The sequence below is a fragment of the Ruegeria sp. CG11 genome (genome assembly GCF_056537245.1).
On the sequence record NZ_JBQFRE010000014.1, the window covers coordinates 12,619 to 37,156 of the forward strand.

The 24,538-nt window shown below is 60.0% G+C and carries 22 protein-coding genes; 13 read left to right on the forward strand and 9 right to left on the reverse strand.

Going from position 1 to position 24,538, the window contains the following annotated elements:
* Nucleotides 1–36: 36 nt before the first annotated feature.
* Nucleotides 37–1,590, reverse strand: coding sequence for a UxaA family hydrolase (locus tag ACR0KW_RS19465; RefSeq protein WP_480806467.1), 1,554 nt, complete (start codon nt 1,588–1,590; stop codon nt 37–39).
* An 82-nt stretch (nt 1,591–1,672) separates the two neighbouring features.
* Here ACR0KW_RS19465 and ACR0KW_RS19470 point away from each other — a divergent pair, with 82 nt between their 5' ends.
* Genes ACR0KW_RS19470 through ACR0KW_RS19505 form a run of 8 tightly spaced genes read left to right on the forward strand, consistent with a single transcriptional unit; the run spans nt 1,673 to nt 8,950 of the window.
* Complete coding sequence (locus tag ACR0KW_RS19470; RefSeq protein WP_480806468.1) at nt 1,673–2,410, forward strand: GntR family transcriptional regulator; 738 nt, start codon at nt 1,673–1,675, stop codon at nt 2,408–2,410.
* Nucleotides 2,407–3,459 (forward strand): aldo/keto reductase, encoded by a 1,053-nt coding sequence (locus ACR0KW_RS19475; RefSeq protein ID WP_480806469.1) that lies wholly within the window; start codon nt 2,407–2,409, stop codon nt 3,457–3,459. Before ACR0KW_RS19470 ends, ACR0KW_RS19475 begins: the two co-directional genes overlap by 4 nt.
* The gene (locus ACR0KW_RS19480; protein WP_480806470.1) at nt 3,449–3,877 is read left to right on the forward strand and encodes an RbsD/FucU family protein; all 429 of its coding nucleotides are present in this window, start codon (nt 3,449–3,451) and stop codon (nt 3,875–3,877) included. Before ACR0KW_RS19475 ends, ACR0KW_RS19480 begins: the two co-directional genes overlap by 11 nt.
* Nucleotides 3,874–4,704 carry an amidohydrolase family protein gene (locus ACR0KW_RS19485; protein WP_480806471.1) on the forward strand — a complete coding sequence of 277 codons (831 nt, stop codon included), beginning with the start codon at nt 3,874–3,876 and terminating at the stop codon, nt 4,702–4,704. The genes ACR0KW_RS19480 and ACR0KW_RS19485 overlap by 4 nt, the downstream gene beginning before the upstream one ends.
* 1 nt (nt 4,705) lies before the next feature.
* Nucleotides 4,706–5,818 carry a fumarylacetoacetate hydrolase family protein gene (locus ACR0KW_RS19490; RefSeq protein ID WP_480806472.1) on the forward strand — a complete coding sequence of 371 codons (1,113 nt, stop codon included), beginning with the start codon at nt 4,706–4,708 and terminating at the stop codon, nt 5,816–5,818.
* A gap of 13 nt (nt 5,819–5,831) precedes the next feature.
* Entirely contained in the window at nt 5,832–7,334 is a 1,503-nt protein-coding gene (locus ACR0KW_RS19495) for an aldehyde dehydrogenase (NADP(+)) (RefSeq protein WP_480806473.1), read from the forward strand.
* 8 nt (nt 7,335–7,342) lie between these two features.
* On the forward strand, nt 7,343–8,089 hold the full coding sequence (locus tag ACR0KW_RS19500) for an SDR family oxidoreductase (protein ID WP_480806474.1): 747 nt from the start codon (nt 7,343–7,345) through the stop codon (nt 8,087–8,089).
* Between the two features lie 18 nt (nt 8,090–8,107).
* Nucleotides 8,108–8,950, forward strand: coding sequence for a fumarylacetoacetate hydrolase family protein (locus tag ACR0KW_RS19505; protein ID WP_480806475.1), 843 nt, complete (start codon nt 8,108–8,110; stop codon nt 8,948–8,950).
* A gap of 116 nt (nt 8,951–9,066) precedes the next feature.
* Here ACR0KW_RS19505 and ACR0KW_RS19510 read toward each other — a convergent pair whose 3' ends face one another.
* A complete protein-coding gene (locus ACR0KW_RS19510; protein ID WP_480806476.1) occupies nt 9,067–9,327 on the reverse strand; it encodes a hypothetical protein in 261 nt (86 codons plus the stop codon).
* Between the two features lie 190 nt (nt 9,328–9,517).
* On the opposite strand from ACR0KW_RS19510, the gene ACR0KW_RS19515 reads away from it, so the two are divergent.
* The gene (locus tag ACR0KW_RS19515; RefSeq protein WP_480806477.1) at nt 9,518–10,192 is read left to right on the forward strand and encodes a GntR family transcriptional regulator; all 675 of its coding nucleotides are present in this window, start codon (nt 9,518–9,520) and stop codon (nt 10,190–10,192) included.
* A gap of 6 nt (nt 10,193–10,198) precedes the next feature.
* Here ACR0KW_RS19515 and ACR0KW_RS19520 read toward each other — a convergent pair whose 3' ends face one another.
* From ACR0KW_RS19520 to ACR0KW_RS19550, 7 genes are all read right to left on the reverse strand, one after another.
* The gene (locus tag ACR0KW_RS19520) at nt 10,199–11,155 is read right to left on the reverse strand and encodes an ABC transporter ATP-binding protein (protein ID WP_480806478.1); all 957 of its coding nucleotides are present in this window, start codon (nt 11,153–11,155) and stop codon (nt 10,199–10,201) included.
* Nucleotides 11,152–12,129: an ABC transporter ATP-binding protein gene (locus tag ACR0KW_RS19525; RefSeq protein WP_480806479.1), complete on the reverse strand. Its 978-nt coding sequence runs from the start codon at nt 12,127–12,129 to the stop codon at nt 11,152–11,154. Before ACR0KW_RS19525 ends, ACR0KW_RS19520 begins: the two co-directional genes overlap by 4 nt.
* A gap of 4 nt (nt 12,130–12,133) precedes the next feature.
* Entirely contained in the window at nt 12,134–13,036 is a 903-nt protein-coding gene (locus ACR0KW_RS19530; RefSeq protein WP_480806480.1) for an ABC transporter permease subunit, read from the reverse strand.
* Nucleotides 13,036–14,043 (reverse strand): ABC transporter permease subunit, encoded by a 1,008-nt coding sequence (locus tag ACR0KW_RS19535; RefSeq protein WP_170326437.1) that lies wholly within the window; start codon nt 14,041–14,043, stop codon nt 13,036–13,038. The genes ACR0KW_RS19530 and ACR0KW_RS19535 overlap by 1 nt, the downstream gene beginning before the upstream one ends.
* Nucleotides 14,043–15,137 carry a M24 family metallopeptidase gene (locus ACR0KW_RS19540; protein WP_480806481.1) on the reverse strand — a complete coding sequence of 365 codons (1,095 nt, stop codon included), beginning with the start codon at nt 15,135–15,137 and terminating at the stop codon, nt 14,043–14,045. The genes ACR0KW_RS19535 and ACR0KW_RS19540 overlap by 1 nt, the downstream gene beginning before the upstream one ends.
* 65 nt (nt 15,138–15,202) lie before the next feature.
* Nucleotides 15,203–16,786: an ABC transporter substrate-binding protein gene (locus ACR0KW_RS19545; protein WP_480806482.1), complete on the reverse strand. Its 1,584-nt coding sequence runs from the start codon at nt 16,784–16,786 to the stop codon at nt 15,203–15,205.
* 326 nt (nt 16,787–17,112) lie between these two features.
* The gene (locus ACR0KW_RS19550; RefSeq protein ID WP_480806483.1) at nt 17,113–18,033 is read right to left on the reverse strand and encodes a LysR family transcriptional regulator; all 921 of its coding nucleotides are present in this window, start codon (nt 18,031–18,033) and stop codon (nt 17,113–17,115) included.
* Between the two features lie 324 nt (nt 18,034–18,357).
* Between ACR0KW_RS19550 and ACR0KW_RS19555 the strand changes: the two genes are divergently transcribed.
* The 4 genes from ACR0KW_RS19555 (at nt 18,358) to ACR0KW_RS19570 (ending at nt 24,519) form a co-directional block, all read left to right on the forward strand.
* Nucleotides 18,358–20,481, forward strand: coding sequence for a CHRD domain-containing protein (locus ACR0KW_RS19555; protein ID WP_480806484.1), 2,124 nt, complete (start codon nt 18,358–18,360; stop codon nt 20,479–20,481).
* Nucleotides 20,482–20,542: 61 nt separating this feature from the next.
* On the forward strand, nt 20,543–22,273 hold the full coding sequence (locus tag ACR0KW_RS19560; protein ID WP_480806485.1) for a type I secretion system permease/ATPase: 1,731 nt from the start codon (nt 20,543–20,545) through the stop codon (nt 22,271–22,273).
* Nucleotides 22,270–23,640: an HlyD family type I secretion periplasmic adaptor subunit gene (locus ACR0KW_RS19565; RefSeq protein ID WP_480806486.1), complete on the forward strand. Its 1,371-nt coding sequence runs from the start codon at nt 22,270–22,272 to the stop codon at nt 23,638–23,640. The genes ACR0KW_RS19560 and ACR0KW_RS19565 overlap by 4 nt, the downstream gene beginning before the upstream one ends.
* Nucleotides 23,641–23,682: 42 nt before the next feature.
* The gene (locus ACR0KW_RS19570; RefSeq protein ID WP_480806487.1) at nt 23,683–24,519 is read left to right on the forward strand and encodes an HAD-IIB family hydrolase; all 837 of its coding nucleotides are present in this window, start codon (nt 23,683–23,685) and stop codon (nt 24,517–24,519) included.
* Nucleotides 24,520–24,538 lie beyond the last annotated feature (19 nt).

Genomic DNA, 24,538 nt, shown 5'->3' on the forward strand with positions numbered 1-24,538 from the left:
CTCCCATATCGCCCCTCTCCCCAAGGGCTGCGCGGGTTACATCACCGCGCCGATTTGCCAGGGGACGAATTCAACGCCCCCAAAGCCAAGTTCCTCACTTTTGGTTTTCTCACCGGATGCGACGCGGATCAGGATTTCGAACAGCTGGTCGCCCTTGGCTTCGATGCTGATCCCGTCGGTGACGATGTCCCCGCAATTCAGGTCCATGTCGTCCGCCATCCGCGCATACATTTCGGAGTTTGTTGCTAGCTTGATGCAGGGCGTCGGCTGATAGCCGGAAACCGAACCGCGCCCGGTGGTGAACACAATCAGGTTCGCGCCCGAGGCCACCTGCCCCGTGACCGAACACGGATCGAACCCGGGGCTGTCCATGAAGACAAAGCCCTTTTTGTCGACCATCTCGCCAAATTTGTAGACGTCGCGCATCGGTGCGGTGCCGCCCTTGGCTACAGCGCCCAGCGATTTCTCAAGAATTGTGGTCAGCCCGCCCCGCTTGTTGCCGGGGCTGGGGTTGTTGTCCATCTCGCCGCCATTGCGGGCGGTGTAATCCTCCCACCAGTGGATACGCTCGATCAGTTTCTGGCCCACTTCGGGTGTTTCGGCGCGGCGGGTCAGCAGATGTTCGGCGCCATAAACTTCCGAGGTTTCCGACAGGATTGTCGTGCCGCCATGGCGTACCAATAGGTCCGAGGCATACCCCAACGCCGGATTGGCGGTGATCCCTGAATACCCGTCCGATCCGCCGCATTGCATCCCGACCGTGATCGCACTGACCGGGGCGGGCTGCCGCGTGGCTTGATTGGCCAGCTCCGCAATACCGCGCAGTTCGTGCAAGCCGCGTTCGATGGTGCGGCGGGTGCCGCCTTCGTTCTGGATTGTCATATAGCGGAGCGCGCCGTCCTGACGGATCGGGCGGCCACCGACCAGATCCGCGACCTGCATGACCTCGCAGCCCAGCCCGATCAGCAATATGCCCGCGAAATTCGGATGCTGGGCATAGCCGGCCAGCGTGCGGAACAAGGTCGCATAGCCTTCGTCCTTGCCGGACATGCCGCAGCCGGTGCCGTGCACGATCGGCACCACTCCGTCTACATTCGTATAGCTATCCAAAAGGCCCGTTTTCTCAGCCGCTTCAGCAATGAAGCGCGCGACCGAGCCCGAACAGTTTACCGTTGTCAGAATGCCGATGTAGTTACGCGTCCCCACTTTCCCATCGGCGCGATGAAAGCCTTGAAACGTGCGGTCTTCATCCAGTGGCGCCAATGGTGTGTTGGCGCTGGCATGGGCGTAGTCCTGTTGATGAGCGCCCATGCCAAGGTTGTGCACGTGGACATGGTCGCCGGGGCTGATCTCACTTTTGGCCTGACCGATGATCTGGCCATAGCGGATGACATTCTCACCGGCAGCAATCGCAGTGATGGCAATCTTATGTCCGCGATGAACGGGGCCAGTCAGCGGTGAGGTCAGCCCGAATGGTTGATCTCCGGCGTGCATATCGCGCAGCGCGATCACGACATTATCAACTGGGTTCAGCTTGACCGTGTCACGAGTCGCCGTCTCGGAGGCCTTATTTTCTTGGTCTGCGTGCATTTCGTCCCCGCTTGCCTGCCCAGATTGCTAAAGCGCAATCACGTACTTGTCAACTAACATGTTAGTATGATAGATCGTGACTATGACCAAACCACAAGACATCGACGCGCAGCTGTTGCGCGATATTGCATCGGATGAAGGCTCGTTGGCGCAGCGAGTCTATCTGGCGATCAAACAGGCAATTTTGTCATTGGGCTTCCCACCTGGTGCGACGCTCAGAAAGGCGCCAATCTGCGAACGGCTGGGTGTGTCGCGCGCGCCAGTGACCGAGGCGATTGCCCGGCTGGCCGCCGAGGGGCTGGTGGACGTGGTGCCGCAATCGGGAACGCGAGTGTCCTATTTCTCAATGCCGGAAATCCGCGAAGGCATGTTCCTGCGTGAGGCCTTGGAACTGGCAACCGTCGCCAAGGTGGCGCGCGATCTGACCGAGGATCAGCGCAAGAAACTCAGCCGGAACATGCGTCTGCAAGAGCTGCTGATCGAAGATGACGATATTCCCGGCTTCTATCAGGCGGACGAGGAATTCCACGCGCTGCTGATGCAATTCACCGGCTTCAAGCGTCTGGGCGATGTGGCGCAGACCGTTTCCCTGCAAGTCAGTCGCGCCCGGATGCTGTTGCTGCCGACACCGGGGCGGATTGCGGAAACCCTGGCAGAGCATCGAGCCATTCACGCCGCGATTCTGGACCGCAATGAACAGGCGGCGCAGGAGGCCATGCGGCACCATCTGGGGCAGCTGATGCCGCGGATCGACGTTCTAATTCAGGAGCAGCCGCACCTCTTCAACATTACCACGCAGCCAACACGGGAAGCAGGATGACCGTTTCGCAGACCGAACTCTTGAACCATCGCACCAAAAGACCTGTGCCGCTGACTCGCATGGGGTTCGGTGGCGCACCTTTGGGCAACCTCTATCGTAAAGTCTCGGATCATGATGCGCAGGCCGCTTTGCAAGCGGCTTATGATGCGGGCATCCGGTTCTTTGATACCGCGCCCCAATACGGGCTTGGTCGGTCCGAGCATCGGTTCGGTGAGGCCATCGCCCGCTTTGGACGCAAAAACATCCAGCTTTCGACCAAGATTGGACGTCTGCTGCTGGATTGCGAGCCGCATGAGGTAACGCCCGAAGCCTTTGTAGATGTGCCGCAAAAACGCATCGTGTTCGATTACACCTATGACGGCGTGATGCGGTCTTTTGAGGCGAGCCGGGAAAGGCTTGGTGTCGCCAAGGCCGATATCCTGCTGGTGCATGATGTCTGTGTCTTCAGCCAAGGCAGTCAGGAGATGTCGGACGCGAAGGTCCGCGAGCTGTTCGATGGTGGCGGCTACAAGGCGCTGACCGAGCTGCGCGATGCCGGTGAGGTTGCGGCAATCGGTGCCGGAGTGAACGAATGGCAGGTTTGCGAAAGACTGTTGGCGTTGGGCGACTTCGACAGCTTTTTGTTGGCTGGCCGGTACACTCTGCTGGAACAAGAAGCGTTGGACAGTTTCCTGCCACTTTGCGAACAGCGGGACGTGGGTATCATTCTGGGCGGGCCGTACAACTCGGGCATTCTGGCCACCGGGGCCGTGCCGGGCGCCAAGTATAACTACGCCGAAGCGCCCAAGGATATTCTGGATCGAGTGCGCAAGATCGAAGCGGTCTGCGCCGCGCATGACACGCCGTTGATTGCGGCCGCGCTGCAGTTCGTTTTGGGCCATCCCAGTGTCAAAACCGTGATCCCCGGCGCGGTCAGTGCTGCCGAAGTACAGGCCAATGTCGCCTTGTTGAACCGCGACATCCCGTTCGGGCTTTGGTCTGATCTGCGGTCCGAGGGGTTGATCCGCCCCGATGCGCCATTGCCAACTGAGGCCGCCAATGCTGCGTAACATCGACCCGATCCTCTCGCCGGAACTGCTGCACGCGCTGCGCGCTATGGGTCACGGGGATGAGATCGTGATCGCGGACGCGAATTTTCCAGGTTCAAGCATTGGCCCGACTTGCATCCGCGCCGATGGGTCTTCGGCCAGTGAAATGGTGAAGGCAGTGCTGTCCGTCATGCCGCTGGACGCGTTTGTACCTGATCCGGCGCTGACCATGCAGGTTGTCGGTGACCCGGGCACCGTGCCCGAAGCCGTGGCGGAGTTTCAAACCATCATCGATGCTACAGCAGACAGCCCTGCCCGCATTCAAGGAGTGGAACGGTTTGCTTTCTACGACCGCGCCGTCAGCGCCTTTGCCATCGTTCAGACAGGCGAGCGCAGGCTGTACGGCAACATCATCCTCAAGAAAGGCGTCATTGGATGAGGATCGACGCACATCAGCATTTCTGGGCGTTGGCGCGGGGCGACTACGGCTGGCTGACGCCAGAGCTTGCCGCGATCTATCGGGATTTCACACCGGAAGATCTAATGCCGCTGCTTGAAAAGGCAGGGATTGAAGGCACGGTTCTGGTGCAAGCTGCCGCAACTGTGGCCGAGACGGAGTATATGCTATCTCTAGCCGATCAAACCCCATTCATCAAAGGCGTGGTCGGCTGGGTTGATTTCGAAGCCGCCGATGCGCCTGCGCAGATCAAGGCGCTGTCCGCGCACCCGGCTCTGGTCGGGGTACGGCCGATGATTCAGGACATTCCTGATCCGAACTGGATGCTGGGGGATGCTCTGACACCGGCATTTGAGGAGGTGCAACGCAAGGGTCTGACCTTTGATGCCCTGACCCTGCCGCAACATCTTGCGCCATTGCGCCAACTTTTGGCGCGCCATCCTAAGATTCGGGTGGTGATCGATCACGGATCAAAACCCCTGATCAAGGACGGGGTGATTTCGGGATGGGCCGAAGACATGGCCGCGCTGGCCCGCGACACTAACGCCTGGTGCAAGCTGTCCGGCTTGGTCACCGAAGCCGCGCCGGATTGGACCGTTGATGACCTGCGCCCCTATGTTGATCACCTACTGGATACGTTCGGCCCGTCCCGCCTGATCTGGGGCAGCGACTGGCCGGTCTGTACTTTGGCCAGCAGCTATCAGCATTGGCTGGACTCCACCGACAAACTACTGAGCGCACTGACCGAACCCGAACGCAATGCGGTGCTGGGGGGTAATGCTGCCCGGGCCTATAACCTCAGGAACTAAAATGACATTTCCGAAACTGGATACCGGCGGGCTGTGGCTGGGACGTGTGGAACGCGAGGGTGTAGGTCCTTGCGTCGTGACCCCGCGCGACGGACAATTGTTTGATATCACTTCCAAAGAGGCACCGACGGTACGCGATATCCTCGAACGCGAGGATGCCGCCGATTACACGCGTTCCGCACCTGGTGAGGCGTTGGGTTCTCTGGATGCCGACCACAACTGGCTGGCTCCGTGTGATCTGCAGGCGGTCAAGGCCTGTGGTGTCACCTTCGCAGGCTCCATGGTCGAGCGGGTGATCGAAGAGCAAGCCGCAGGTGATCCGGCCAAAGCCGACGCGATCCGCACGCGCATCGGCGCACGTATTGGCGACAGCCTGACCAATATCGTGCCGGGGTCCGAAGCGGCCGCGCAGGTCAAAGAGGCGCTGATCACAGAGGGGCTTTGGAGCCAATATCTGGAGGTCGGGATCGGCCCGGATGCCGAGGTGTTCTCCAAGGCGCAGGTTTTGTCCTCGGTTGGGTACGGTGCAGACGTTGGGCTGCACCCTATTTCGACCTGGAATAACCCAGAACCCGAGGTGGTTCTGGCCGTCACCTCACAGGGTCAGATCAAGGGCGCCACGCTGGGCAATGACGTCAACCTGCGCGATGTCGAAGGACGCTCGGCCCTGTTGCTGAGCAAGGCCAAGGACAACAACGCCTCATGCGCGATCGGACCGATGATCCGGCTGTTCGATGACAATTTCACGCTGGATGACGTACGCGCTGCCGAACTGACGCTGACGGTGACCGGGCCTGACGGGTTTCAGATGACGGGTCATTCCTCGATGGCGCAGATCAGCCGTGATCCGCAGGATTTGGTGGCCCAGACCATCGGGCGGCATCACCAATACCCCGACGGGTTGATGCTGTTTCTCGGAACACTCTTTGCACCGACCCAGGATCGCGATACTCCGGGGGGTGGGTTCACTCATAAACTGGGTGATATTGTCACGATTTCAAACGATAAGCTGGGCGCGCTGACCAATACGGTGCGCCTGTCGACCGAATGCCCGGAATGGAAATTCGGGGCGTCCCATCTGATGCGAAACCTCGCCCGGCGCGGGCTGATTTAAGGAAGATTTGAACATGTTGACCGGAAAACACCTGATCGCTGGCGAATGGGTCGGGACCGAGGCCACTTTTGCGTCGGACCCCGCGCACGGGCCAATCCATGACTTCTCGGTGGGGACACCTGCGCATGTGGATGCCGCCGTTCAGGCCGCTGAAGAGGCCTTTGCCACCTTCGGCTGGTCCACACGGGCCGAGCGGGCGGCGCTGCTGCGGAAAATCGCGGACGAGATCGACGCACGCGGCGATGCAATCACCGAGATCGGCTGCCAGGAAACCGGCCTGCCCGAGGCGCGGCTGCAAGGTGAGCGAGGCCGTACCGTCGGCCAGCTTCGCCTGTTCGCGGACCATATCGAAGCCGGTGATTATCTGGACCATCGCCACGACCCCGCCCTGCCGGAGCGTGCGCCGCTGCCCCGCCCTGATCTGCAGATGATCCAGCGCCCCTTGGGTCCGGTTGCGGTGTTTGGGGCGTCGAACTTCCCGCTGGCGTTCTCGGTCGCGGGTGGAGATACGGCGGCGGCCTTGGCTGCGGGCTGCCCGGTTGTCGTCAAAGGCCACCCAGCACATCCCGGCACGGGCGAGATCGTGGCGCAGGCGATTGATGCCGCGATCAAGGCGACCGGCACCCCTGCCGGAACGTTCTCGTTGATCCAAAGCGACGGGATCGGGGTCGGAACAGCCTTGGCCCAACACCCGTTGATCCGGGCGGTGGGGTTCACAGGATCGTTGCGCGCAGGTCGCGCATTGTTTGACATCTGCGCACAGCGCCCGGAGCCCATCCCCTTCTTTGGTGAGCTGGGCTCAGTCAACCCGATGTTCGTTTTGCCCGAAGCTGCGGCGGCGCGAGGAGCCGAGATCGGCACCGGTTGGGCCGGTTCCCTAGCTATGGGTGCAGGTCAGTTCTGCACCAATCCCGGTATCGCCATCGTGGTGGACGGACCAGATGCGGATGCCCTGCAGGCGGCGGCGCAGTCCGCTTTGGACGAGATGGCAGAACAGACGATGCTGACCAGCGGTATTGCGGACGCGTACCGCAAGGGTGTGGCGCAATTCTCCGAGGGGGTCGGAGTTGTTCAGATTGTCAGCAAAGACAGCTCCCCCCGCAGCGCCGCCCCGAACCTGTTTGTCGTCTCCGGCGACAATTGGCTGGCTGATGACAGCCTGCATGAAGAGGTCTTTGGCCCCATCGGTATCATCGTGCGCGCCCGGGACGTCGAACAGATGTCCGACATCGCACGCGCAGTCGAAGGGCAGTTGACCTGCACCCTGCATATGGACGCAAAGGATGCGGACACCGCGCGCAAACTGGTACCGGTACTTGAACGCAAGGCCGGACGGCTTCTGGCCAACGGCTTCCCCACCGGGGTCGAGGTCTGTGACAGCATGGTGCATGGCGGCCCCTACCCTGCCTCGACCAATTTCGGCGCAACCTCGGTTGGCACTCTGTCGATCCGGCGTTTTCTGCGGCCGGTTTGCTATCAAAACCTGCCGACCGACCTTTTGCCTGAACAACTGTGAGAGCTGCGATGACTTCCTCAAACTGCCTGTCCGGCAAAACAGCCCTCATCACCGCCGCAGGTCAGGGGATCGGGCGTGCCTCGGCCGAACTTTTTGCGGCCGAGGGCGCGCAGGTCATCGCGTGCGATATCAATGACGCTTCGCTGGCTGAACTGGCATCTATCCCCGGTATCCGTACCCTGAAACTGGACGTTACTGACACAGATGCCGTTCAGGCCGCCACGGCGAACCTGCCGCCGCTGGACGTGTTGTTCAACTGCGCGGGCTATGTTGCGGGCGGGTCTATTCTGGAATGCGAAGAAAAAGACTGGGATTTCAGTTTTGATCTGAACGTCAAGGCCATGTACCGGCTGATCCGCTTGACCCTGCCTGCGATGTTGGAGAATGGCGGCGGGTCGATCATCAACATGTCCTCGGTTGCGTCGTCGCTGAAAGGTGTGCCGAACCGGTTCGCCTATTGTGCCTCCAAGGCTGCCGTGATCGGCTTGACCAAGTCCGTCGCTGCGGATTTCGTGACGCAAGGCATCCGCTGCAACGCGATCTGTCCCGGTACGGTCGACAGCCCCAGCCTGCATGACCGATTGCGCGCCACCGGTGACTATGAACAAGCCATGACGGATTTCATCGCACGCCAGCCGATGGGCCGGATCGGAACGGCCGAGGAAGTGGCGGAACTTGCGCTGTATCTGGCAAGCGATGCCAGCAACTACACCACAGGACAGCCCTTTGCCATCGACGGCGGCTGGACCATCTGAGCTGAAAAGGAACGGGAAATGAAGCTTTTACGCTATGGATCGGTTGGCGCGGAAAAGCCCGGCATTTTGGATGCGGAGGGCAATATCCGCGATCTGTCCGGCGTCGTTGATGATATCGCAGGCGATGTGCTGGGCGATGAAGGCTTAGCGCGCCTGAGCGGGCTTGATTTGGCCGGGCTGCCGGTTGTCGAAGGTAACCCGCGCATCGGTGCCTGTGTGGGTCAGGTCGGCAAGTTCGTCTGTATCGGCCTGAACTATGCCGATCACGCAGCCGAAAGCGGTATGGAACTGCCCGCCGAACCGGTGATCTTTTTCAAGGCGACCTCTGCGATCGTCGGCCCGAACGATACCGTCGAAATCCCGCGCGGATCGGTCAAGACCGATTGGGAAGTTGAGCTGGGCGTCGTTATCGGCAAAGAGGCGAAATACGTGTCAGAGGCCGATGCGCTGAACCACGTGGCCGGCTATTGCGTGGTCAACGACCTGTCAGAGCGTGACTTTCAGCTGCACCGCTCGGGCCAGTGGGTCAAAGGCAAATCAGCCGACACGTTCGGCCCGATCGGCCCCTGGCTGGTGACGCGGGATGAGGTCGCCGATCCGCAAAACCTGCCGATGTATCTTGAGGTCAACGGCCACCGCTATCAGGATGGGTCAACCAACACGATGCATTTTGGTGTCGCCACCGTTGTCTCGCACCTGTCGCAATTCATGTCGCTGCAACCGGGCGACGTAATCTCGACCGGAACACCTCCGGGTGTGGGCATGGGGCAGAACCCACAGACCTATCTGAAGCCGGGCGACAAGATGGAGCTGGGCATCGAAGGGCTGGGTGTGCAGCGTCAGGATGTCGTACAAGGCTGACCGGCCTACTTGAACTAAAATGGCCCCGGCCGCATGGACCGGGGCCTTATTGTTTTTGCTGACAGGCGACTACCCCGATCAGGGGAAGGAGTATGTTCTGACGTTGGCGAAGAATTTCATTGCTTTGATAACGCCTTTCTTGATGCCGACGTGGGGACATTTCGATCCACTGGCTGGGCTGTTCCCAAGAGTTGCAGGATCTGGCTGTGCTCGTAGCGGGTCAGTTTGGGCGTATAGTTTGCCGCGATCACCGCGGTTGCGGTGCGGCCCTCAGTCCCCGTTTTCATTTCCAGAGATCGGGTGACTTGCTGCAAATGCCACCACCGCTCCGAAAGATGGGTCAGGTTTCGATTATCGATTAGAACCCCCTGCGGCATTCTCCGGCCCTCTCATGTTAACCGCCCGCAACCAGTTTGAGGAAAGGTCGTGAAACGGGGATGAAATCCCGTTGAATTTCAGCCGAGCGCAGTGAGTCACCTGTTTGTAATCAAGGCTTGCATGGGACTTGGAAATCGACCACTCCTTTTGTATTTTGGATACAAATTTTTCGCACCCGAGACCGACCGAATGCCCAGAACCCGCGCAATTCCCCGGCAAAGCCTGCCGGATGTCATCACCAACGATCTGCGTGAGCGGATTCTAAGCGGCGAAATGGCCGAAGGTGAAACGATCCGGCAGGAAGCTCTGGCCGAGGATTACGATGTTTCGCGTATGCCGATCCGCGAGGCGCTAAAACGGCTGGATGCCGAGGGTCTTGTACAGCTGACCAACAATCGGGGCGCCGCGGTCACAAAGCACTCTTTGTCGGAAATCGGAGAGATATTCGATCTGCGCGTGCTACTGGAAGTGGACCTGTTCCAACGTGCCATCCCACAAATGACCGAGGTACACTTCGCCGAGTGCGACCGGATTCTGGACGAGATGGAAAAGTCCTACGACGCCTATGATGTGGGCCGCTGGGGTAGCCTCAACAACGAATACCACATGGCGCTTTACGCCGCTGCGGGTCGCGGGTTGAGCAATGAAATTCTGCAGCGCGTCAATGTGCAGTCCGACCGGTATGTCCGGATGCATCTTAGTGTCATGGAACAACGTGAACCGGCCAAGAAAGACCATCGGGAGCTGTTGTCGCTGGCGCGCGACGGCCGGGTCGAGGACGCCTGCGCCCTGCTGACCCGGCATATTCGGCGCACCAAGGACCAGTTACTGGAAATGGTCATTGCCACGCGCAAAGGCGAATAAGCCCGGTCAGTCCAGGGGATGCAGACAGGCCACCTGATGGGTCTCACCGCTGAGTTCGGGCGGCGCGGCGCGACATTCCTCGGTCGCCAGCCAGCAGCGTTGTGCGAAGGCGCAGCCCTTTGGGATGTTCATCGGTGAAGGCAGCTCTCCTTCCAGCTTGATCCGCTCTTTCCGTGCTTCGGGGTCGGCACGCGGGGTCGTCGAAAGCAGCGCTTTGGAATAGGGGTGCCGGGGGGCTGCGAACAACAGTTCTTTCGGGGCTTTCTCGACAGCGCGACCCAGATACATGACGATCACGTCGTCGGCGAAATGCTTCACCACCGACAGGTCATGCGAGATGAACAGGTAAGCCAGGTTCAGGCGCTCCTGCAACTCGACCAGCAGGTTCAGAATCTGCGACTGGATTGATACATCCAGCGCCGAGACCGGTTCATCCAGCACCAGCACTTTGGGGTTCAGCATCAGTGCCCGCGCGATGGCGATACGCTGGCGCTGCCCACCCGAGAACATGTGCGGGTAGCGGTCGTAATGTTCGGGACGCAGACCGACAAGGTCGATCATCTCGCGCGCCCGCGCCTCGCGGTCGGCTGCCGACATGTCAGGGCGATTGATGATCAGCGGTTCCTGCAGAATCTGGCCGATCCGCTGGCGCGGATTGAGTGAGCCATAGGGGTCCTGAAACACGATCTGCACCGTCTCGCGCATCTGCGCCCATTTCGATGGAGTGATGTCGACGCCGTCAATGGTCAGGTTGCCCGAGGTCGGCTCCTCAATCATCGTCACAACGCGCGCCAGTGTCGATTTTCCACAACCGGACTCGCCGACAATGGCGAGTGTTTTGCCTGGTTGCAGATCGAAATCCACGCCGGACAGGGCCTTGACCGTTGCCGGTTTCGACAGAAGACCGCCTTTGACGGTGTAGAACCTGGCCAACGAACTGGCCTGAACAATGGGGGCGGTCATGCCAGTTCTCCGGCGGTTATCTTTTCAACATAGTGGCAGCGGGCTTTGCCATACTCAGCGCTGTGGGGTGTCGGTGGCAATGTCCGGCAGAGATCATCGGCATATTGGCATCGGGGGCTGAACAGGCACCCTTTGGGTCGGTCAAACTGACCGGGCACCACGCCTGGAATGGTCGGCAACATTTTCGATGTCGCCCGTTCCGGCAGCGCGCTCAGCAAGGCCGACGTATAAGGATGGCGCGGCGTGCGGAACAGGTCCTTGACCGGCTGTTCCTCGACCTTCTGGCCAGCATACTGTACCTGCACCCGCTCGGCGGTCTCGGCGACCACACCCATGTCATGGGTGATCAGAACCAGACCCATGCCCTGCTCATCGCGCAACCGGACCAGCAGGTCCAGGATCTGTGCCTGAATGGTAACGTCTAGCGCCGTAGTCGGTTCATCCGCAATTAGCAGCTTGGGTTTGCAGGCGATGGCCATGGCGATCATGACGCGCTGGTTCATCCCGCCCGACATTTGGTGCGGGAAGGTGTTGAGGCGGCTTTCCGGGGCGGGGATGCCGACCTGATCGAACAGCTCAATTGCACGCTGGTGCCGTTCCTTGCGGTTCAGGCCCAGATGGATGCGTAGGGCCTCCTTGATCTGGAAACCAACCGTGAAGCAGGGGTTCAGCGATGACATCGGTTCCTGAAAGATCATGGCGATGTCCTTGCCGATGATCTTGCGCCGGTCGCGGGCTGAGATTTTGGTCAGGTCGATTCCTTCGAAACTCAGCTGGTCAGCGGTTATCGTGGCGGTCCATGGCAGCAGTCCCATCAGCGCCAGCATCGACACGGATTTGCCCGAGCCGCTTTCGCCGACGATGGCCATCAGCTCACCCTTGTCGACCGACAGATCAACGCCGTCCACAGCGCGAAACTTGCCCGAAGCAGTGGCGAATTCGACGGTGAGGTTTCGGATATCCAACAGGCTCATGTCGTCAGCTCCGCTTCAGTTTCGGGTCCAGCGCGTCGCGCAGACCGTCGCCCATCAAGTTGATGGCCAACACCGTGACTAGGATGGCCAGGCCAGGGAATGTCACCACCCACCAAGCACGCAGAATGAATTCACGCGCTTCGGCCAGCATGGTGCCCCATTCCGGTGTGGGCGGCTGCGCGCCCATGCCGAGAAAGCCAAGGGCGGCAGCGTCCAGAATGGCGGTCGAAAACGACAGCGCCGCCTGCACGATGATCGGGGCCAGACAGTTGGGCAGCACCGTCTTGAACATCAGCCGTGCTTTGCTTGCACCGGCCACGCGGGCCGACGTCACATAGTCTTTCTGCCTCTCCGACAGCACCGAGGCGCGGGTCAGGCGCACGTAATGTGGCTGAAACACGATGGCGATGGCGATCATCGCGTTGGTCAGCGACGGGCCAAGGATAGCGACCAGCACCAGCGCCAGCAGCAGTGATGGGAAGGACAGGATGATGTCCATCACCCGCATGATCAGCGTATCGACCCATTTCGGAGCGAAGCCGGACAGCAGCCCGATGATCACACCGCCGGTCACGGCCACACAGACCACGACGATGCCGACGAAGAAGGAATAGCGTGACCCCATGATCAGACGCGACAGCATATCCCGGCCCAGCGGATCGGTGCCCAACGGGAAGGCCCAGCTACCGCCCTCTTGCCATGCGGGGGGCTGGAGGATGTGGTTCCGGAACTGCTCGGTCGGGTCATAGGGCGCCAACAGGGGTGCGAAGGCGGCACAGAAGACAAAGGCCAAGAAGACCCACAGGCCAAACACGGCACCGCGGTTTTCGCTGAAATAATACCAAAACTCGCGCAGGGCGCTGGGGCGGTCTTCGGTTTTGGGCGCGTTTGCGGAAAGTTCAGCCATCACCGCCTCCGGATTTTGGGGTTGATGATGCCATAGAGGACATCGACCAGCAGGTTCACCAGCATGACAATCACGGCGATCATCAACAGGCCGCCCTGTACCACCGGGTAGTCCCGGCGGAAAATGCTATCGACCATCCACTTGCCGATGCCGGGCCAGCTAAAGATCGTCTCGGTCAGGATTGCGCCAGCCAAAAGTGTACCAACCGACAGGCCGATCACTGTGATCACCGGGATCAGAGCGTTACGCAGGGCGTGCAGCCCGTTGATCCGTGAAGGTGAGAGGCCCTTGGCGCGAGCGGTGCGGATGTAGTCCTCGCCCAGCACCTCAAGCATGGCCGAGCGTGTCTGGCGCGCGATCACCGCCAGCGGAATGGTGCCCAGAACGATGGTCGGCAGGATCAGATGTCGAACGGCGGACCCAAATGCACCCGGTTGCCCCGACAACAAACTGTCGATCAGCATAAAGCCAGTGACGCTTGGGAAGTAATACAGCAGGTCAATCCGGCCCGAGACCGGCGTCCAGCCCAGATTGCCCGAAAACACGATGATCAGCAGCAGGGCCCACCAGAAGATCGGCATCGAATACCCGACCAATGCCGAGGACATCAGCGCCCGGTCAAAGAACTTGCCCCGGTTGACCGCCGCGATCACACCGGCAGGCAATCCCAGCGCAACGGCAAAGATCATCGCGCAGATCGACAGTTCCAGCGTGGCGGGGAACAGGGCAAAGAACTCATCCCAGACCGGCTTCTTCGTGACAAAGCTTTCGCCCAGATCGCCGTGTAGGACACCAACAAGGTAGTCCCAGTATTGCTGCAGGACCGGTTTGTCGAAGCCCAGCTTCTCGACCATCTCCTGATAGCGTTCTTCGGTCATGCCGCGTTCACCGGCCATGACGATGATGGGGTCACCGGGCAGGACCCGGATGAACATGAAGGAAATCAGCGTCACGCCCAGAAATGTCGGAACGAACATGCCAAGGCGTGTGAGTAAGTAGCCAAACATCAGCGACCTATGATTGTGAGATCTTTGGGAAAGCTGGTCAGAGACCGGCAGCCATCCGCGGTAACAAGCACGTCATCTTCTATGCGTACGCCGAAATTGTCCAGCTCATAAAGTCCCGGTTCGTTGGTCCAGACCATACCGGGCAAAATTTTCTGATCATTTCCGCGCATGATGTACGGTGCTTCGTGCACATCGCGGCCCAAACCGTGGCCCGTCTTGGTGCGGATGCGGTCGGCATAGGGCGAGGCTTCGAGCACGCTGATCACCGCGTCGTCGATATCGTGTGCGGTGACGCCGGGGCGGCAGGCCTCGAATCCGGCGAGGTTGGCGCGCAGAACGGTGTCGTAGACGTCCCTGCCCTCGTCCGAGACCTCTTCGACAAAGAAGGTGCGGGTTATATCGGCGGCAAACCCGTGTTTGCGGGCACCGAAATCAAACAACAGCGCGTCGCCCGGTTTGATCCGGTAATCCGCACGCGCCTTGCCATGGGGCCGCGCCGAGTTATCCCCCGCGGTAACGATCGGCGCAAAAGCCAGCGAGGCGGCACCTTCGGCAAACAGGGCTTGAATAAGGGCTTGCTCGATCTGAACCTCGGTCTGACCAACACGCACATCCGCGATCACGCGGGCCAACGCACGTTCCGAGATATCAATTGCCGCCTGCATTGCTGCGATATCGGCTTCGGTTTTGCAAATCCGCAGGCCGGAAATTTCACGCTCAGCATCCACGATGCGCAGGTTTGGCAGCGCGTTGGTGAATGCTTTGGACACAAAGACCCGCATCACCTGCCCTTCGACGGCCAGTGACGTCAGCGGCATATGATCGGCCAGTGCCGCAAATGCGTCGTCATAGCCGGTTTGATCGAACCAGTCGAAGACAGCGCCTTCGAACCCGACCAGTTCCCATGACCCAAGCTCGAGATTGGGGACTACCGCGGCTGGCGCCCCTTCGGCCGGGATCACGACCACAAAGGGCCGTTCGTGGCTCATGAAGGGTTTTCCCAAAGCGCGGGTGAAATTCGGACCGGGCACAAGGGCCACTGCATCCACTGACATGTCCTTTGCCAGTTGACGGTACTCGGACAAATCCGGCATTGACGCCGACCTCCCAAAAAGAAAACCGGAGCCGCCGATGGCGGCTCCGGTCAGTGAGTGGTGATTTACTCGACGCTTACGCCATAGAAGATATGGCCGCCCAGCGGGTGCACCTTGTAGCCTTGCACTTCGTTGCGCATCGGCATGAAGACAACCGAGTGTGCGATAGTCGCCCAGGGTGCCTGCTCTTTAAAGACGACCTGAGCCTCTTCGTACAGTTTGGCGCGCTCGGCCTGATCGGTGGTCTGCTTGGCCTTCAGGATCAGGTCTTCGAACGGCTGGTGGCACCATTGTGCGCGGTTCGACGCTTCGCGGCCGTCACAGCCCAGCAGCACGGCCAGGAAGTTGTCTGGGTCACCGTTGTCCCCGGTCCAGCCCAGCAGAACGGCACCGTCGCGGTTCAGTTCTTTCGAGCGCGACAGGTACTCGCCCCATTCGTAGGACACGATCTCGACGCCCACACCGATCTTGTCGAAATCGGCCTGGATCAGTTCGGCCATACGGCGAGCGTTCGGGTTATAGGGACGCTGCACCGGCATTGCCCAGATCTTCATTGACAGATCGGACACGCCTTCGGCTTCCAGCATCGCCTTGGCCGCTTCGGGATCATAGGCGTCGTCGGTGATCGCGTCGTTATAGCCCCACATGGTCGGCGGGATCGGGTTCTTGGCAACCTGGCCCGAGCCCTGGAACACCACGTCGATGATGGCGTTCTTGTCGATCGCCATGTTCAGCGCCTTGCGGACGTTCGGGTTGTCGAACGGCTCCATGGTGGTGTTGTAAGCCAGATAGCCGACGTTCAGGCCCTCTTGCTCCATCATGTTGATGTCCGCGTCATCCTTCATCGCCTGAATGTCGGCGGGGTTTGGATAGGGCATGATGTGGCATTCGCCTGCCTTCAGCTTTTGGTAGCGAACCGAAGCATCCGGGGTAATGGCGAAGATCAGGCTTTCAACAGCCGCCGGATCTTTCCAGTAGTCGGCGTTCTGGGCATAGCGGATCACTGCGTCCTTCTGATAGGCCACGAACGAGAACGGGCCGGTGCCGATCGGTGCGGTGTTCAGCTTTTCAGGCGTGCCCGCTGCCATCATCGCATCCGCGTATTCGGCAGACAGGATCGAGGCGAAGTCCATTGCCATGTTGGCGACAAAAGGCGCCTCGGGCTTGGTCAGGGTGAATTTCACCGTGTAGTCGTCAATCTTCTCGATGGACTCGACCAGTTCCGGCATACCCATACCCTGAAAGTATTCCCACGTGCCGCCCGAAATCTGGTTGTACGGGTGGCCCTCGTCCTTCTGGCGCATGAACGAGAAGATCACGTCATCCGCGTTGAAATCACGGGTCGGTGTGAATTCGTCGTTCGAGTGGAACTTGACGCCCTGACGCAGTTTGAAAGTGTATTCCAGACCGTCATCGCTGGCCTCGACGCTTTCGGCCAGGCCGGGGATCACGTTGGTGGTGCCGGTTTCGAACTCGAGCAGGCGGTTGTAGATCGGGTGCGAAGAGGCATCAAAGGTCGTGCCGGCGGTGAACAGGGCCGGGTCGAAGCCTTCGGGCGAGCCTTCCGAGCAATAGACCAGCGTGTTCGCTTGTGCCGCGGCAGCCGACAAGGCGATCGCAGCAGTTGCGGCCATTAGTTTCAGTTTCATGTGGGTCTCCCAAAAATGGTTTTTATACAGACATTCGCGTTGCTCTTTGTGGTCAGAGCATTCTTGGACGACTCTGATCGCCGCGAAATCTCTGCCCAATGTATCCAAAATACAAAATCCATTGTCAACTGACTTGCGCAGGACGTCGCGGGCAGTTGGCAAACCGGCTGGATACACCGACACGTTCGGCTTTTTGGATGATATGGGCAAGTAGATTTTCAGGTGACCCGACCGCACCCTCTCGTCGAAAAAGAGCCTTTGAGATGTGGGTTTTGAGCGGTCAGTTTTGTGACCGCCAAGGCGATATCACGACCTTTGGGATGACATCACCCCGAAAAGGTTGGGGTGACGCCGACTGGCGGTGTCGCGTTGATATAGGTGCCGATACGGTCCAGCAGCGGTCGGCGTGGACAGCCGGGGCGCGTTACCGCTCCAAGGCTGCGCAGGTTTCCCGGTGCGTCGAAGGGCACAAAGCACAGAGGCCACCTGTCGCGTCTGAACTGTTCGGCTGCCAGCGCCGAAACAATGGTGCAATCGTCTGAGTGGCAGATATGGCGGCAGATCGTCTCGAACCGAAGGGCGCTAAGGTCGAACCGTTTGCCGACCCGGTGTACAGGGTCCGACTTGGGCAGACGGTCTTCCAGATCATAGCCAAAACTGTGAGGCAACCGGATGAAATCGTGGGCGGGCACGTCCTCGGGCGCGATCGACGGCAAATGGCACAGCGGGTGACCTTCGCGGACGGCCAGAAACAGAGGCTCGGACCAGATTGAGGTGAAATCCAGTGTCGCCGCCGTGTTGACCTTTGCCACCAGCGCCACATCCAGAGTGTGATCTTCGACCATTCGCAACATGTTCTGCGGCAGGTCTTCGACCATCGTAACCCGCATGTTGGGGAACAATGTGCTGAACAGTTCCGAAAAATACTGTGTCAGATAAGGGGCCAGCGTCGGAGTCATACCCACGTGGAACGGGACAGCCTCGGGGACACGGAACTGGGTAGCGGTGTCCCGGATGGTCTGGGCGTCTATCAGGATGCGTTGGGCTATGGCTATTACGCGGTCGCCGCAGGCGGTCGGGCGCACTTCGTTGTTGAGGCGCAGAAATAGGTCGGTGCCCAATTCCTGCTCGAGCTTTTTGACCTGATTGGACATTGCGGGCTGCGAAACGTTGCAGGCCACGGCGGCCTGGCTGAACTGGCCATGTTTGGCGATGGCAAGGACATATTCCAAATCTCTGAAATTCATGGTCGTAAACCGGTGCTGCGTGTTTCGACCCCGCGGGGATGCTCTTAACATACGCCGCTCGGGGCAAGGCAGTAGGAATTCGGGATCACAATCGCTGACAAATCCGTCAAAACGCGCCATCGAATAGTTTCGCGCGTGCGCCGGAGGTTGCGTAACCCGTTGAAAACACACGTTGCGTTGAAGCCGGACATCACGAGAGCCGTGACTATTTGCGTTGGTTATACCCCCAATTCGCAGGATGAATTTTAGCAGACGGGCAGCGGGTCCTACCCCTTTGCTACGTGGAGCGCCCAGACCATCGGGCGGGCCGCAAGACGCAAACCCATGATGGAGTCCCCCATGCTGTCCCAATTCATAGAAAGCCTACGCGCCCGTTTTTTGAACACGTCCACCCTTGCGCAAGAGACAACCCGCGACGGCCAAACCCTTATCAACAACTTCTTCCAAAGCACGGTTGTCGATGACACCCCGGCCTTTGTTCTGGCCAATGATGCCTCGCGTCTGCTGAATTTCGGCGAGATCGTCACCAACAACGCAGTTGCGGCGGTTCTGGCGCAGGGTCAGGACGTTGATGTCTTCAACTTCCGCTCGGGCCGGATCGAGGCCAACAATGGCCCCGACGCGCTGGCGACCGGCGTTCAGGTCACCGGCAGCGCTTCGGTACGAAACTTCGGTGAGATCGCGGGTGAGTTCAACGGCGTGCAATTTGCAGGTCCCGACAGCTCGGGCAGTCTCGATAACTTCCGCGGTGGTGTGATCAGTTCGGACAGCCGCGCGGTCGATATTCAGGGCCAAGGCGTCGATGTGCGCAACTTTGGCGACATCATCGGCACCGGCGACCAGCGCAACGGTACGGTGTATGCCGATGGTACTGCCGACAATTACAGCTTCACCAACACCGGTCTTGTGGATGCAGTCGACGGCAACAACGGCTCGGCTGTTTCGCTGCAAACCGGGGACGTCCCGGGTGATGTGGTCTCGGCAGTTGTTGTCAATGAAGGCACGTTTCAGGGGCGCGGAGACGCGGTTGAGGGCAATCAGGTCGGCGACGGCCTGCGCCTGTTCACCAATCAGGACGATGCGTCTTTTGCCGGAGTAGTGGTCAACGAAGGCCTGATCGCGGGGTCGGAAGACTCGGACGCCGCAGCGGGTATCCGCGTGGATGGCGGCCTGAACCTTCTGGGCGCAATCCTGAACGAAGGTGAGATCCGCGGCACGGTCAATGCAATCGACGCATCAGATGCGGGCACCGTGACCATCGTCAATGACGACGAAGGTGTGATCAACGGTAACGTTCTGCTGGGCGCTGGCGATGACATCTTTGTCGATCTGGGAACCACCAATGGTGATATCTCAGGTGGCGCGGGCGATGATGTTCTGATCGCGGGTGGTGCGGATAATGTCCTGACCGGAGGTCTGGGCAACGACTTAATCGACGGTGGCGAAGGTATCGACACGGCCGATTTCTCGGATCTGGATGTTGCGGTTGAGGTTCGTCTGGACGCCAATGGCAATGGCACTGCGACCCGTGACACCGGCTTTACCGTCTCTGTCACCGATGCGGTCGTTGATGACCCGGACCAGTTCGGATCGAACATTCCGGATGCCGCGTGGTTTGTTGAGGAAGCCATCCTGGGCAACCTCTATTACAACATCCACACCGCAGACTTCCCCGGCGGGGAAATTCGCGAGCAACTTCTGGTCGATAGCATTGAAACCGTGAATGGCATCCGGACAGTCACACTCAGCGGTAGTCTGGATGCGTCGCAGGAACCGGGGCCGACCTCGGACAGCGAGGCAACAGGCGAAGCCTCGGTCGTCATCACGCAAGACCTGAACACGGGTGTGGTCACCTATTCCAGTGAGCTCAGCGTTGTTGGCCTGAATGAGGCGGATCTGAACACCCCGATCCCGGGTGTGGTTTCGGCGATCCATCTGCACAACGCCCCGGCGGGTGCGAACGGTCCGGTGGTTCAGGACACGTTGGTCGACGCAGGCGCGACGCTGGATGTGGACGCTGTCGACGGTACCGGCGTGATCGGTCAGGACGTCATCGACAACCAAATCGAGACCGATGTGCTGCGTTCCATCGAAAACGTCGTCGGGTCCGATGATGGCGACGTGATCGTTGGCAGCGATCAGGCCAATGTGCTGAACGGCGGCGCAGGTGATGACCTGATCTCGGGCGAAGGGGGCGATGACATCCTCATCGGCGGAGCCGGAGCGGACACGTTCACCTTCGGAGCAAACTTCGGCACCGATGTGATCCAGGACTTTGAGGTCGGAATCGATCAGCTGCAATTCGGTGATTTCGGTCCCGATTTCGGTGGCGCGGTGAGTGTTGCGCAAGACGGCAACGACGCCGTGATCTCGTTCGGCGGCGAAGGTTCGGTTCGCTTGGCAGGTGTGAACAGCGCTGATCTGACCGAAGACGACTTCGTCGCTTAATCGAGCAGCAGCGGGGCGGCCTTTGGTCGCCCCGTTTTTCTTACCGGAAAGGGTCCAAGACATGTTCCAGAACGCCAATCCCGTCAAAACCGCCTGGGGGTCGCTGCGCAAAGGCTTTGTTGCGGTCGCGGTTTTCAGCCTGTTTCTGAACCTTCTGATGCTGGCCGGACCGCTATATATGCTGCAGGTCTATGACCGCGTGCTGACCAGCCAGAACCCTGACACCCTGATCGCCCTGTCGCTGCTGCTGGCCGGGGTTTTCGTGGTGATTGCCTGCCTCGACCTGATGCGGATGCGCATCCTTGGCCGGCTGGCCGCACGGTTTGAGCTGAGCGTGGGCGCACCTGTTCTTGGCGCTGCCATGCGCCGTCGGGTTCAGGGTGAAAGCGAGGCCGGTGAAAACCTGGTCGAGGATGTGAACGGGTTCCGCGAGTTCATCTCGGGCACGACCCTGACCGCTTTTTTCGATGCGCCGTGGATTCCCATTTACCTGATGGTTCTGTATGTGCTGCATCCTTATCTGGGCCTGCTTGGCCTGGCCGGAGCCGTCACACTGACCATCATGGCGCTGATCAACAACGCCCGGGCTCGTGCGCCGATGCAGCAGGCATCGCAGGCGCGGGGTCGCTCGGACGCGCTGTTCAAAACCAGCGACAGAAACGCCGAGTTGGTTCACGCGTTGGGAATGAAGGACGATCTGGTGCGCCGCTGGACTGCCCTGCAGGAGGATGCCCATCAGCATAAAACCCGCGCTGCGGATCGGATCGCCAGCTTTTCGGTGATGTCAAAAACCATTCGTATGGGTCTGCAGTCCGCGGCTCTGGGATTGGGCGCGGCGCTGGCAATAACCGGAGAATCCACGGCGGGTGTGATGATCGCCGCCACCATCGTTCTGGCCCGCGCGCTGGCTCCGATTGATCAGTTGATCGGCCAGTGGCGCACTTTTCTGGCGGCGCGTGGGTCGTACAGCAAAATCCGGCAACTGACCGAAGATTTCGCCGAGACACCGCCCAATCTGCACCTGCCGCGTGCGTTCAAATCTCTGGGCGTCCGGATCGCGCAGGCGGCGCCCCCACGAGCATTGAACGCAACGCTGCGCGGGATCGATTTCAGCCTGATAGCCGGTGACGTTCTGGCCGTGATCGGCCAGAGCGGGTCGGGCAAGACCACTTTGGGCAAGATGCTGGCCGGTATCTGGAATCCGCAACGGGGCGAGGTTCTGCTGGACGGCAGCCCGATGTCGAAATGGAATGCCGAGGATCTGGGCAATCAGATCGGTTACCTGCCGCAAGACGTGGAATTGTTCGACGGCACCATTCGCGAGAATATCGGCCGGTTCTCGACCGCCATTGACGATGCCGAGGTGCTGCGCGCTGCGCGTGAAGCCGGCGTGCATGAGTTGATCAGCAGCCTGCCCGACGGGTACGAAACCCGGATTGGCCGTGGGTTCTTTCTGTCCGGCGGTCAGCGTCAGCGGTTGGCTCTGGCCCGGGCGCTGTATGGCGATCCGTTTGTGCTGGTGCTGGACGAACCGAACTCGGATCTGGATGCCGAGGGTGAACAGGCCCTGCGCGATGCGTTGCTTGCTGTGCAGGACCGGGGTGCAATTGCGATTGTCATGACCCACCGCCCGGCCACGTTGCAGGCTGCCAACAAGGTGTTGGTTCTGCGCAACGGCAGCCAAGCCCAGTTTGGCGACAAACAGGACGTGTTGAAGGTGAACAGCCGTAACGTGCTGCAGACACCCCCACGTCCGGCCAACGAAACTCAGATCACAGGAGCGGCCCAATGACGGAACTGATCAAATACACTCCTTCCCGCAATGCCGTCGGGTTCCACCAGGCGCAGTTGCAAGAGATCACCGACACATCACCCAGCATCGGGCGGTATGTCCTGTTCGGACTGTTCACTCTGGCAGTGTTTGTCGGGGGCAGCGTCTATTGGGCCTTTGCCTCGAAACTGGACGGGGCCGTGGTTGCGCCCGCCTCTTTTGTGGTTGAGGGCGACCGCAAGACGGTAGAGCATCTTGATGGTGGCATCATCCACTCCATTCTGGTGACCGACGGGCAATTCGTCGAGGCCGGCCAACCCCTGGTGCAACTCGACAGTACCGAGATCGACGTCGACCTCAGCGTGCAGGGCAGCCAATTGGGAGAGCTTTCGGTCCGCCGTGCCCGCCTGTTGGCGCAGATGAGTGGTCAGGATGCATTTGACGAGGCCACCGCTTTGGCTGGATTTCGCCAAGGGATGGAGCGCTTGCATTGGGTGTCCCCGTTCCTGACCCAGAAACAACTGTTCGACGCAGAAGCCCGCGCGCGGCGCACCGAAGCACAGATCAACGCGCAACGGATCGCGGGGCTACGCAACCAGATTACAGGGCTGAACGAACAACGACACACAACGCAGAACCAGATGGACATCACGCAAGTCGAACTGACGAACCTGCAATCGTTGCTGGCTAAGGGACTGGTTGCCGTCACGCGGGTCAGCGCCCGGCAGATCGAGCTGGAGCGTCTTAGCGGCGTTGATGCTTCGTTGCGCACCCAGATCGCACAAGCCGAGGATCAGGTTCAGGAATTGGAGCTTTCCTTGCTCAGTCAGCAAAAGCTGCGGGATGAGGTCATCGCCGGGGAACTGGCCGTGGTCGAGGCGCAACTGTATCTGATCCGACCGCAATTCATGGGAACACTGGCGCGGCTGAAGCGCGTGCAGGTTCTGGCACCCACCAGCGGGCGGGTTGTGAACCTTGGTGTTACAACGGCAGGCGGCGTGATCCGCCCGGGTGAGCCGATCATGGAAATCGTTCCCACCGATCAAGCTCTGATCGTCGAGGCGCGGGTCAAGACCGGTGATATAGACAAGCTGCGGATTGGTCAGTCCACGCGCATTCGCCTTTCGGCTTTCGCGCAGGCGGACGTGCCTGAGGCAAGCGGTCGGATATTCGATATCTCGGCGGATGCGCTTGAGGATGAGCGCACAGGGGAGCCCTACTACAGGGCGCGGGTCAAGCTGGATGCCCAGCAGCCGCAGGAGGTCGCATCGTTGGAACTAGTGCCCGGTATGCCCGCCGATCTGTTCGTCAACACCGGGGAACGCGCGGTGATCAGCTATTTGTCGCAACCGATCAGCGACAGGCTGGCCAGAACTTTCATCGAGTGAGTCGGGCTGCCTGTGCTTAAAAATTAGGCGCAGGCAGCCCGTTTGATCGAAAATTCCTCAGCACGGATTTACATCACGCATCTGCAGATTTCTACTTTGTGGGCGATGAACGACGCCGCTGCCTCTGCCCTGCCCCTTTTGGTGTTTTCCGATTTGGATGGCACGTTATTGGACCACCACGACTATGGCTGGGAAGCGGCCAGACCGGGACTGGCCCGACTGAAAGAGCTGGGCGCGGGGCTGGTACTGGCCAGCAGCAAAACGGCGGCGGAAATTCGGCCTTTGCAACACGAGATGGGCGTGACCCACATGCCCGCCATCGTCGAAAACGGGGCCGGGATACTTTGGCCCGGTAGATCTGACAAGGACGGCGATTGCTATCTGCGTCTCCGGTCTATGCTAAAGGCTCTGCCGACGGGTTTTGTCGGCTTTGGCGATCTGACAGATCGGGAAGTCGCGCAGAAAACCGGTTTGAATCTTGCTCAAGCCGCCCTTGCCAAGCAGCGCAGGTTCGGTGAGCCGGGGCTGTGGACCGGTTCGGAACCCGGTTTGCAGGCGTTCCTTTCATCTGTTGCAGACGCGGGGCTACATGCGCGGCAAGGAGGGCGGTTTCTGACCCTTTCATTTGGCGCGACCAAGGCGGATGCGATGAATGAAATCGTCGGACATCTGAAACCTGCACGCACCATCGCCTTGGGTGATGCCCCCAACGATAGCGAAATGATCCGCGCAGCCGATCAGGGTGTGGTCATTGCCAATCCGGACGGCCCGTCGATACCCCCCTTCCCGCCCGAGATAGAGGCGCGGGTCCTCAGAACAACCCAGAGCGGCCCGCGCGGCTGGTCCGACGCGATCCTGATGCTGACGGCAGGGCTCTGACCCAGAAAAGGCAACCGAC